Origin of the sequence: Pseudomonas sp. NMI760_13, from assembly GCF_021283245.1 — a bacterium.
GTDB classification, from domain to species: domain Bacteria; phylum Pseudomonadota; class Gammaproteobacteria; order Pseudomonadales; family Pseudomonadaceae; genus Aquipseudomonas; species Aquipseudomonas peradeniyensis.
The window spans coordinates 153,706-164,626 of the sequence record NZ_JAJSRC010000013.1; the positions used below are offsets into that span (position 1 = coordinate 153,706).

General features: G+C 66.3%; 12 protein-coding genes. 9 read left to right on the forward strand and 3 right to left on the reverse strand.

What is annotated here, in order from left to right; genetic code table 11:
- Window positions 1-84: 84 nt before the first annotated feature.
- Window positions 85-1,068: a TauD/TfdA family dioxygenase gene (locus LU671_RS15705; protein ID WP_232856158.1), complete on the reverse strand. Its 984-nt coding sequence runs from the start codon at window positions 1,066-1,068 to the stop codon at window positions 85-87.
- A 316-nt stretch (window positions 1,069-1,384) separates the two neighbouring features.
- Here LU671_RS15705 and LU671_RS15710 point away from each other — a divergent pair, with 316 nt between their 5' ends.
- The 9 genes from LU671_RS15710 (at window position 1,385) to LU671_RS15750 (ending at window position 8,738) form a co-directional block, all read left to right on the forward strand.
- Entirely contained in the window at window positions 1,385-2,578 is a 1,194-nt protein-coding gene (locus LU671_RS15710; protein WP_232856159.1) for a PepSY-associated TM helix domain-containing protein, read from the forward strand.
- Window positions 2,579-2,692: 114 nt separating this feature from the next.
- Window positions 2,693-3,895, forward strand: a complete 1,203-nt coding sequence (locus LU671_RS15715; protein WP_232856160.1) for a PepSY-associated TM helix domain-containing protein — start codon at window positions 2,693-2,695, stop codon at window positions 3,893-3,895.
- Entirely contained in the window at window positions 3,892-4,428 is a 537-nt protein-coding gene (locus tag LU671_RS15720; protein ID WP_232856161.1) for a thiamine pyrophosphate-binding protein, read from the forward strand. Before LU671_RS15715 ends, LU671_RS15720 begins: the two co-directional genes overlap by 4 nt.
- A complete protein-coding gene (locus LU671_RS15725; RefSeq protein WP_232856162.1) occupies window positions 4,425-4,742 on the forward strand; it encodes a hypothetical protein in 318 nt (105 codons plus the stop codon). The genes LU671_RS15720 and LU671_RS15725 overlap by 4 nt, the downstream gene beginning before the upstream one ends.
- On the forward strand, window positions 4,739-5,308 hold the full coding sequence (locus LU671_RS15730; RefSeq protein ID WP_232856163.1) for a DUF6162 family protein: 570 nt from the start codon (window positions 4,739-4,741) through the stop codon (window positions 5,306-5,308). Before LU671_RS15725 ends, LU671_RS15730 begins: the two co-directional genes overlap by 4 nt.
- 10 nt (window positions 5,309-5,318) lie before the next feature.
- A complete protein-coding gene (locus LU671_RS15735) occupies window positions 5,319-6,230 on the forward strand; it encodes a metal ABC transporter substrate-binding protein (RefSeq protein ID WP_198745327.1) in 912 nt (303 codons plus the stop codon).
- On the forward strand, window positions 6,227-6,973 hold the full coding sequence (locus LU671_RS15740) for a metal ABC transporter ATP-binding protein (RefSeq protein ID WP_232856164.1): 747 nt from the start codon (window positions 6,227-6,229) through the stop codon (window positions 6,971-6,973). Before LU671_RS15735 ends, LU671_RS15740 begins: the two co-directional genes overlap by 4 nt.
- Window positions 6,973-7,872 (forward strand): metal ABC transporter permease, encoded by a 900-nt coding sequence (locus LU671_RS15745; RefSeq protein WP_028692191.1) that lies wholly within the window; start codon window positions 6,973-6,975, stop codon window positions 7,870-7,872. The genes LU671_RS15740 and LU671_RS15745 overlap by 1 nt, the downstream gene beginning before the upstream one ends.
- A complete protein-coding gene (locus tag LU671_RS15750; RefSeq protein ID WP_232856165.1) occupies window positions 7,869-8,738 on the forward strand; it encodes a metal ABC transporter substrate-binding protein in 870 nt (289 codons plus the stop codon). The genes LU671_RS15745 and LU671_RS15750 overlap by 4 nt, the downstream gene beginning before the upstream one ends.
- 213 nt (window positions 8,739-8,951) lie before the next feature.
- On the opposite strand, the gene LU671_RS15755 is transcribed toward LU671_RS15750, so the two are convergent.
- Window positions 8,952-10,034 (reverse strand): DUF1615 domain-containing protein, encoded by a 1,083-nt coding sequence (locus tag LU671_RS15755; RefSeq protein ID WP_332880081.1) that lies wholly within the window; start codon window positions 10,032-10,034, stop codon window positions 8,952-8,954.
- The gene (locus tag LU671_RS15760) at window positions 10,031-10,582 is read right to left on the reverse strand and encodes an isochorismatase family protein (RefSeq protein ID WP_232856166.1); all 552 of its coding nucleotides are present in this window, start codon (window positions 10,580-10,582) and stop codon (window positions 10,031-10,033) included. Before LU671_RS15760 ends, LU671_RS15755 begins: the two co-directional genes overlap by 4 nt.
- Window positions 10,583-10,921: the final 339 nt, after the last annotated feature.

A 10,921-nucleotide genomic window follows, 5' to 3' on the forward strand; every position in this document is an offset into this window, starting at 1 on the left:
GTGATGGGGGCGCTGTGCGCCCCTTTCGCGGCACAAGGCCGCTCCTACAGGAGGTCGCGCCGGCCTGCAGGAGCGATCGGCAGGTCAGGCCTGCTCCAGCGAATGCCCCTCGGCCATTGCCACGATCACCTTGCGCGGGCCTTCGAACGGCGCACGGGCATGGGCGGCGAGCATGTTGTCGAGCATCATCACGTCACCCTCCTGCCAGAGGAAACTGATCTTGCAGTCCTCCAGCACCGCACGGATCTCATCGAGCACCTCGTCCTCGATGGGCGAACCGTCGCCGTAGTAGACGTTGCGCGGCAGGTCTTCCTCATCGACGATGTCCAGCAGGCTTTCCCGCACCTCGGGCGGCAGGTTGGAAATATGGAACAGGTGCGCCTGGTTGAACCAGACCATGTCGCCGGTCACGGGGTGCTCGGCCACCGCCTGGCACACCTGACGGGTACGCAGCTCGCCGTCATCCTTCCATTCGCAGGTGATGCCGTGAGCCTTGCAGTAGGCTTCGACCTCCTGCGGGTCATCGGTATTGAATACATCCTCCCACGACACATCCAGCCCGTTGCCGAAGTTGCGCACGTACATCAGGCCCTTGCTGACGAAACGCTCGCGGACATGCACCGGCACCCGCCGATAGACTTCGCGACTGTCGGCAATCGGCGTCTGACCACCGGATTTTGCCGCGATCATGCTGTAGAACCAGATCTTCATCGGCCAGTCGCGGGAGTAGGCCTGCTCGTTGTGCAGCGGAATATGCTGGTGCGCCGGGTACTCGGTGGAGGTGTAGACCCCCTGGGTAACGTTGGTGCGCGGCGTCGAGCCGAACTCGTAGTTGAGCAGCGGTTGACCGAAGCTGGCGGCGAACTGGCGGAACTGCTCGGCGCCCTCCAGGCGAAACCCGCGGAACAGGATGCCGCCGTCGCGCAGCAGGTGTTCATCCACCAGCGCCTTGAGCTCGTCGAACACCTCCAACAGGCTGGTGTCGTCGTCACCCGCCTCCACCAGCAACGGCAAACGTCCCTGCTCCGGCAACAGCGGACGCACTGTAAATCCCACAGCAACACCCATGACGGGCCTCCTGTACACATTCGATGAAAGGGACCGACGGCCCAGGGGCACGCTCGCGTCCGGTGATAGGAGGACGTTTCGAGGGGCAGGCAAATTAGTCCCTTTGCAGGAGCGATGCAGGCACTGTGGCGCCTGGCACCGGCACTGCCGGTGTTCGCGGGGCCAGCCCGCTCCCACGTGGGCCTGCATCGCCAGCACGGCCACCCTGGAAACACTTGCTTGCAAATGATCCATCAGGTTTTGCCCTGCTCATGCGTCTCTTTCAGATACGGCCGGGCTTTTGCCCCTGAACTTCGCCATTGACACTGCGTACCCCATGTCGAAAAAGTCACGCTCGAAAATCTGGTTCCTCGTGCACAGCTGGCTGGCCCTGCCCATCTGGTTCTTCGTGCTGATCGTCTGCGTCACCGGCACCCTGGCGGTGATCAGCCGCGAGATCGTCTGGCTGGCCAACCCGCAAACCCGCGCCAACCCGCCTTCGGACGAGGCCCGGCGGCTGAACTACGACGAACTGCTGGTGGCCATGCAGCGCGACCAGCCGGGTATCGCCGTGGCCAGCCTGATGACCCTGAGCGAATCGCACTTCGCCATGCTGTCGGATGTCACCTACCCCGACGGCCGTACCCTGAGGGTCTACGTCAACCCCTATACCGGGCATATTCAGGGCGTCCCGCCGCAGTTCAACTTCGAAGAGTTCACCCGCGCACTGCACGGCTGGTGGCTGGTGCCGCATACCAACGGCTACAGCTGGGGCTGGTACCTGGTGTCGCTGCTCGGGCTGCCGATGCTGGCCTCGCTGGTCACCGGCCTGGTGATCTACAAGCGCTTCTGGAAAGGTTTCTTCAAGCCGACCCTGCGCTTCAACCAGGGCGCACGGATCTTCTGGGGCGATTTCCACCGCCTGAGCGGCATCTGGTCGATCTGGTTCATCGCGGTGATTTCCATCACCGGTACCTGGTTTCTGGTCAAGGCGCTGCTCGCCGACAACCATATCGCCATTTCCAGCCAGCCCATCATTCCGGTGATAGCCCGCGAGACGGTGCCACTGACCGCCGACGGCAGCCCCGCGCCGATGATCAGCCCGGACGAAGCGGTGAGGATCACCCAGCGCGAGATTCCCGGCTTCACCGTCGACTATGTCGGTTTTCCCAGCAACGCCTATGCGCACCTGAGCATCGGCGGCATGAGCTGGTATCCGCTGGTGTACCAGAAGGCCGAGATCAACCCTTATACCGGGGCGATGGAGGCCAGCCGCCTGCTCGGCGATCGCAAGGCGGTGGAGATCTTCACCGAGTCCATGCGCCCGCTGCACACCGGCGAGTTCGCCGGCCTGACGAGCAAGCTGATCTGGTTCTTCTTCGGCCTGCTACTGAGCATGATGGTGCTCAGCGGCCTGCTGATCTGGAGCAAGCGCACCGCCCTGGCCACCGCCAACGCGCTCAAGCGCAGCCTGAAGCAGGCGCGCGCGGCCAAGGCGCCGGTTTCGACGGAGGTCACGTCCAGTTCTTGAAACATTTTCTTTCATTTGCTTTGGCAGCTTTCTGATTCTCATTCGTCCTTACTTATGCAGCCTTCCAGGTTGAGCACAGACTCGACCGTATTTTTATATGCAGAAGACCGAGCGATGGCCCGACAATCGAGAAAGAAATCCAATTCCAAGCTGTGGTTCCTGGTCCACAGCTGGCTTGCCCTGCCGATCTGGTTCTTCGTCCTGATCGTCTGCTTCACCGGCATGCTCGCGGTGGTCAGCCAGGAGATCGTCTGGCTGGCCAACGCTGATGTGCGCGCCAGCAAGCCCGACGACGACAGCCAGCGCCTGAGCTACCAGCAGGTGCTCGACGCCATGCACAAGGCCGAACCGGACCTGGCAGTGCGTTTCTTCAGCCAGCCAGACGGTTCGCACTTCGCCCTGCAGGCCTCGGTGACCCGCGCCGACGGCACCAATGCGCTGCTCTACGTCAACCCGTACAGCGGGGCCATACAGGGGCAGCGTCCGGACTTCGACTTCGAGGCCTTCACCCGCGCCCTGCACGGCTGGTGGCTGGTGCCCTTCACCAACGGCTACAGCTGGGGCTGGTACCTGGTGTCGCTGCTCGGGCTGCCGATGCTGGCCTCGCTGGTCACGGGGCTGGTGGTGTACAAGAAGTTCTGGCGCGGTTTCTTCAAGCCAGTACGTACCGGCCACGGCCCACGGATCTTCTGGGGCGACCTGCACCGCCTGGCCGGGGTGTGGTCGATCTGGTTCATCGCGGTCATTTCCATCACCGGCACCTGGTTCCTGATCCAGGCGATCCTCGGCGACAACCATGTGACAGTTTCCACCGAGCCGATCGTGCCGGTCATCGCCCGCGAGCAGGTACCGCAGACTGCCGACGGCAGCCCGGCGCCACGCATCGACCTGGACCAGGCGGCACGCATCGCCACCGAGAAAGTTCCCGGCCTGGACATCAGCTTCATCTCGCTGCCCGCCACCGCCTACAGCCACTACAGCATGGGCGGGCGCGGCTGGTACCCGCTGATGTTCCAGACCGCCGAGGTCAACCCCTACACGCGCAACGTCGACAGCCAGTTCCTGCTCGGCGACCGCTCGGCCCTCGAGTTCGTCACCGAATCCATGCGCCCGCTGCACACCGGTGATTTCGGTGGCCTGGCGATCAAGCTGATCTGGTTCTTCTTCGGCCTGGTACTGACCCTGATGGTGTTCAGCGGCCTGCTGATCTGGACCAAACGCACCACCCAGGCCACCCTCGCCGCCCTCAAGCGCAGCGAGCGTCCGGCACGCAAGCGCGCCGCGGCCAGCCCAACCACCCTGGAGGCCCAACCTTGAGCCAGACCGATACCTTGCCGCCCAGCGGCCTGAAGCAGCTGTGGCTGAAATGGCGCTTCCACCTGAACATCCTGCTGATCCTCGTGCCGCTGGGCTTCATGCCCAAGTACTTCGCCGACGCCAGCCTGTTCCGCGGCGACAGCGGCCTGGGCGCCAACATCGTCGAGGATATCCAGGTCGGACGCTGGACCCTGGACCTGGCCGAACTGCGCGACGAGGCGCCGCGCGCCGAAGGCCCGGCCGGCTACTTCAAGGCCTTCAACGCCGCCTGCGGCAACTGCAACGACGGCGCCAAGGCCATCTACCTGCGGGTGGGCAAGCCGCGCAGCCTGCGCGCCGCCGGCACGATCTTCTTTGGTGCGCCGGCGCGCATGGGCACTTCGCTGCCGATCCCGCCACGCACCCGACCCGACGCCGACATCTGGATCACCATCGAAGGCTGGGACGGCAAGATGTACCAGGCCGCGGTGCCGCTGGCCAAGGCATCCCCCGCCACCGCGGCCTGGCTCGAGAAACAAGGAGGCAACAAATGAAACAGCTGATGTGCAGGCTCGCCCTGCCCCTCTTGGCCCTGGCCGCCACCCCGGCGCTGGCGCACAACCCGATGTGCGAGTGCACCGAGCACGGCGAGCAGATCACCTGCAAGGGCGGCTTCTCCGACGGCAGCGGCGCTCCCGGGGTGACCCTGGACGTGATCGGCTACGACGAGCAGGTGCTGGTGGCGAGCAAGCTCGGCGACGACTCGACCCTGACCTTCAAGCGCCCCGACGGTGAGTTCTACGTGCTGTTCGATGCCGGCCCCGGCCACGTGGTGGAAGTGGACCACGCCGACATCGGTGCGCCATGAGCCGCGCCCAGGTGGTGCGCCCGGCCGGCGCCGGGCACGAGACCCTTTATGTGCTGCTGGCCGCGCTGCTGATCGTGGTGCTGGCCGCCAGCGTGGTGGCCGCGCGCGGCGAGCGCGAGGATGAACAGGCCATCGCCGCCCACCAGCTCGACGCCCGCCGCGACCTCAATGCCGCCGAACAGGGCATCCACACCGACCTGTGGGTGGCCGTCGAGGAGATCCGCGCCCTGCGCGAGGACAACGGCACCGCCCCGGACGCCCAGGCCCTGGCCGACGAGGGGCTGCCGCCGTTCGTCAACGACGCCAGCAGCCAGAGCCGCGGCAGCCACCAGTGGTCGCTGCTGGCCAACGGCGCCTACCTGGGCCGCAGTCAGGACACCCAGGTGGCCGGCAGCTTCCTGGTGATCCTGCCCGCCGCCAGCGACGCCCAGCCGGATGTCTGGCTGCGCCGCGACAGCACCGCCCTGCCCCCGGACGCGCTGGACAGCGATGCGCTGATCGCCGCCGGCTGGCAGCAGATCGTCACCCACTACGACGCCGGGGTCACCCGCCAACACCGTCACTAAGGACCTGCCCATGCTCCGCTTCGCCCGCCGCACCCTGGCGCTGCTCCTGGCCTGCGCCCTGCCCGCCGTGGCCCTCGCCGACAATGGCAAGCCGCTGCGCATCGGCATCACCCTGCACCCCTACTACAGCTACGTGAGCAACATCGTCGGCGACAAGGCCGAGGTGGTGCCGCTGATCCCGGCCGGCTTCAATCCCCACGCCTACGAGCCCCGCGCCGAGGACATCAAGCGCATCGGCAGCCTCGACGTGATCGTGCTCAACGGTGTCGGCCACGACGACTTCGCCGACCGCATGATCGCCGCCAGCGAAAAGCCCGACATCAAGACCATCGAGTCCAACGCCAACGTGCCGCTGCTGGCGGCCACCGGCATCGCCGCCCGCGGCGCCGGCAAGGTGGTCAACCCCCACACCTTCCTGTCGATCAGCGCCACCATTGCCCAGGTCAACAACATCGCCCGCGAACTGGGCAAGCTCGACCCGGACAACGCCAAGTTCTACACGCAGAACGCCCGGGCCTACGCCAAGCGCCTGCGTGCCCTGCGTGCCGAGGCGCTGGCCAAGGTCACCGAGGCACCGGACGCGACCTTCCGTGTCGCCACCATCCACGCCGCCTACGACTACCTGGTGCGCGACTTCGGCCTGGAAGTCACCGCCGTGGTGGAACCAGCCCACGGCATCGAACCGAGCCCGGCGCAGCTGAAGAAGACCATCGACCAGCTCAAGGCCCTGGATGTGAAGGTGATCTTCTCGGAGATGGACTTCCCCTCGGCCTACGTCGACACCATCCACCGCGAGTCCGGCGTGCGCATCTACCCGCTCACGCACATCTCCTACGGCGAATACACCACCGAGAAGTACGAGGTGGAGATGAAGCGCAACCTCGACACGGTGGTCCAGGCCATCCAGGAGAACCGCACGTGACCGCCGCCGCCAACCTCACAACCGCCAGCGGGCCGCGTATCGAATTCGACGGCATCGACCTCACCCTTGGCCGCACACGCATCCTCGAGAACGTGCGCTTCAGCGTCGCCCCCGGCAGCGTGCACGCCATCGTCGGCCCCAACGGTGGCGGCAAGAGTTCGCTGATCAAGACCCTGCTCGGGCAGATGCCGCACCAGGGCCTGTTGACCCTGCACTGGCCCACCGAGCGTGAAGTGATCGGCTACGTGCCCCAGGCCCTGGAATTCGACCGTGGCCTGCCAATGACCGTGGACGACTTCATGGCCGCCATGTGCCAGCGCCGCCCGGCATTCCTCGGCCTGTCCCGACGCGTGCGCCCGGCGATCGACGCGGCGCTGGCGCGGGTAGGCATGCTCGACAAGCGCAAGCGGCGCATGGGCGCGCTGTCCGGCGGCGAGCGCCAGCGCGTGCTGCTGGCCCAGGGGCTGATCCCCGAGCCACAGCTGCTGGTGCTGGACGAGCCGATGTCGGCCCTCGACGAGGCCGGCATCCAGGTGTTCGAGCAACTGCTGCACGGCTGGCGCCAGGCCGGCACCACCGTTCTGTGGATCGAGCACGACCTGGAAGCGGTGCTGCGCCTGGCCGACCGGGTCACCGGGCTGAGCCGCCAGGTGCTGTTCGACGCCCCGCCAGCCCAGGCCCTGACTCCCGAGCGCCTGCTTGGGCTGTTCTCCGTCCATCCGCGCAGCGAGAGCCTTGCCTGATGAGTTTCGAATCCTTCCGCCAGCTGGTCCAGGACTGGGCCACCGCTGGTTACCTGCCGGAGGCGCTGGCCTACGGTTTCGTGGTCAACGCCCTGCTGGCAGGCCTGATGATCGGCCCGGTGCTGGGCGGGCTGGGTACCCTGGTGGTGGTCAAGCGCTTCGCCTTCTTCTCCGAGGCGGTCGGCCATGCCGCGCTGACCGGCGTGGCCATCGGCATCCTGCTCGGCGAGCCCTACACCGGCCCGTACGGCAGCCTGTTCGGCTACTGCCTGCTGTTCGGCATCCTGCTCAACTTCCTGCGCAACCGCACCGGCTTGTCCCCGGATACGCTGATCGGCGTGTTCCTCTCGGTGTCGCTGGCCCTGGGCGCGAGCCTGTTGCTGATGCTGGCCGGCAAGATCAACGTGCACATCCTCGAGAACGTGCTGTTCGGTTCGGTGCTCACCGTCAGCGCCCACGACCTGCTGGTGCTGGGTATCGTCGCCGTGCTGGTGCTGGCCCTGGCCCTGCCGCTGTACAACCGCATCATGCTGGCTAGTTTCAACCCGCAGCTGGCGGCGGTGCGCGGGGTGGCGGTGAAGACCCTGGACTACCTGTTCGTGGTCCTGGTGACCCTGGTCACCGTGGCCTCGGTGAAGGTGATCGGCGCGATCCTGGTCGGCGCCCTGCTGGTGATCCCGGCGGCGGCGGCGCGGCTGGTCAGCCAGTCGCTCAAGGGCTTCTTCTTCGTCTCGGTGATCATCGCCACCCTGAGCACCCTGCTCGGCATCCTGCTGCCGATCGTCTTCGACCTGCCGGTGCCCTCGGGCGCGGCGATCATCCTGGTCGCCGGGATCTGCTTCGCCCTCGCCGCCCTGGCCCGCGCCCTCGTCCCCCGCCTGCAAGGAAACCCGGCATGACCCTGAAGAAACTGACCCTGGCCCTGACCCTGAGTGGCCTGCCGCTGCTGGCCAATGCTACTGAAGTGCTGACCACCCTGCCGGTGACCCACAGCCTGGCCAGCGTATTGCTCGACGGCACCTCGGTGCAGCTCAAGCGCGCCGCCCCGGCCAATCTGCCGGCCAGCCGCCAGCCGTCGTACTTCAGCGGCCGTGGCGGCGCCGGCCTGCAGAAGGCGGCGTCGAAGGCCGACGCGGTGATCGGCGTGCGCTCGATCTGGCGTGACGACCCGCTCTATCCCACGGCCCGGCGCAGCAATATCCGCATCGTCGAGATCGACGCCGCGCGGCCGGTGGATGGCGCCCTGCCTGGTATCGCGGTCAAGGGTGATGAGGCGTTTACCGCCTACCCCTGGCTGAACCCGACCAACCTGGGGCGCATGGCCGATGTCGTCGCCAACGACCTGGAACGACTTGCGCCAGCCGACAAGGCGAAGATCCAGGGCAACCTGGCCGGCCTCAAGCGGCAGATGCTGGAGCTGACCGCCAACAGCCAGACACGCCTGGCCGAGGTCGACAACCTGACTGTGGTCAGCCTGTCCGAGCGCCTGGGCTACCTGGCCAGCGGGTTGAACCTGGATGTGGTCGAACAGCCACTGCCCGCCGACGACAAATGGGACGAGACGGCGCTCAAGGCGCTGGGCGAGCACCTCAAGGCGCAGGATGTGGCGCTGGTGCTGCATCATCGTCAGCCGGATGCCAGGGTGGCCGAGGTGATCGCCGCGTCCGGGGCGAAGTTGCTGGTGGTGGACGCCGATCCTGACGACACCGTGGCGGGGCTCAAGGCCAGTGTCGAGCAGGTGGTCAAGGCACTCGGTGACAGTTGAGCGCCTTCAGGAGATCGCCCAGCCCTTCAGGCTGCACTATCGCAGAGGGAACAAAGTCGGGAGCATCACCAGCGTGGGAGCGGGCTTGACCCGCGAACACCGGCGAAGCCGGTGCCATGCATCTCATCGCGGGGCAAGCCCGCTCCCACGCTGGTGATGCGTATAGCTCTTTCTTAATCGACAGCGCCGCAGCGACCTCCTGCAGGGACCGTGTCAACGCTTCATGCACCGCTGATACCGCTCATCCACCCTGCCGGCAAACCACGCCGTGGTCAGCTTGCGGGTGATCTTCGGGCTCTTCAGCTCGATCCCCGGCAAAACCGCACGTGGCAACGCCTTGCCCGCCTTCGCTTCGGCCAGGGCGAACACCCCGCGATACAGCGTGGTGTCCTCCAGTTCCAGGCCATTCTCCTTCTCCAGCTGAGCCCTGATCTGCGGATTGCGCAACCCTAGCTTCGTCCCCAGCTTGCGCGCCGCCTGCTCGGTGGTGCCGGGCAGTATGGCGCCGGGGGCGATCAGGTCGCCATCGAGCGCCAGCGCCACCCCGCTCGCCCGGCTCAAGGCCGCCTGGAACGCCGCATTGCGACTGGCGTACCAGCCCGCGTTGAAGTCGGCGAAGCGGTACAGTTGGCGTTCATAGTGGGTGGGGTAGCCGAGCAGGTGGGCGATGCCGAAGTACATCCCGCCACGGCGGCTGAACACCTCCTGGCGGATGCTGCCCGAGTGGTCGTAGGGATAGCCCTTGGCGTGCCGCTCGGCGAAGTCCACGCTGACCTGCATCGGCCCGCCGGTGCGCACCGGGTTCAACCCGCCCAGCAGCGAGCGCCCCAGCGGCAGGCCGCCGATCACCTCGTCGTACAGGGCACTGAGCTGCTTCTCGCTGCGCACGGCGAGCAGCCGTTGCTGGTAGGTCTTGCCGTTGGCCGAGGGCGTGTCCAGGGCGCTATCGACCAGCAGCCGGGGCACATGCAGGCGCGCCGCCCGGCGGTCGATCTCCTCCCGGGCGATGCGTCCCAGGTTTGGCACCTGCGGGTCGGCGTTGAAGGTGGATTCCTGCTCGGTCACCGCCAGCACCGCGCACAGGTTGCTCTTGCTCGGGCTGATGCCCTGGGCCTGGAACGCCACCTGGATATCCTCGGCCCAGCCCTGGCGGTCCTTGACCTGGGCCGGCAGCAGGCGCACGAGCTGGGCGCGAACCTTGGCCGGGTCGGCCTCGGCGGCTTCCTCACGTCGCCCGGCGCAACCCTGGAGCAGGCCCAGGGTCAGCAGCGCGGTGGTCAGCAGGCGGGCGTTCAGGGCTGTTCACCGACCAGGTAGGTCTTGCTGATCTGGCGGAACAGCGGGTGGCTGGAGCTGCCCAGCAACTCGAACAGCACCATCTCGCGGGTGACCACCTGCGCCCCGGCATCACGCATGCGCGCCAGGCCCGCAGCCTTGCTCTGTGGGGTGCGGCTGTCGCAGGCGTCCTCGACCACGAACACCTGCTTGCCCAGGGTGCGCAGGCCGAGCACGGTCTGCAGCACGCAGACGTGGGTCTCCATGCCGCAGACGATTACCTGTTCGCGTTCAAGCAGGCTGTTGGGCAGGCATTTGGCGGCTACGCAGGAGAAGTGCAGTTTTTCGACGATCTCGGCGGCTGGCGCTGCGGCCTTGAGGGCGGCCAGGGTGTGGCCCAGGCCCTTGGGGTATTGCTCGGAGATTACCGTGGGGAGTTTTAGTTCGGCGGTTGCCGCGAGGAGCCAGCGGGCGCGGGCTGCGGTGCCCTCGGGGTCGCTCATGGCGCCTATCAGTTTTTCCTGGATGTCGATGACCAGCAGCGTGGCCTTGCGGGGATCGATCAGCATTGGTGGTCTCTTGGTTTGGGGGAAGGGGTAGCCTTACCCAGGCGGGGGGTGGAGTCAATCGGGGCTGGTGGTTTTAAAAGCGGAACCGGTGACTGCTGGCATCTCAATTAAATGCGCCTATAGTTTTGAGGTTTGTTTTTATCGTTGCATGCGCATTCATTGGCGATGGTGACGCATCGTCACCTTTCCGCCCTTACGGCGGGTCCCTTTTTGAAGGATCAAAAAGGAACCAAAAAATCCTCGCTCCATCATCCGGCCCCTACGCTTCGCTCCGGGGTTCCCTCGCTCCGTTCTTGCTCCCGGGAGGACCGCGCTGAACGCCCCATCCTGGGGCGCAGC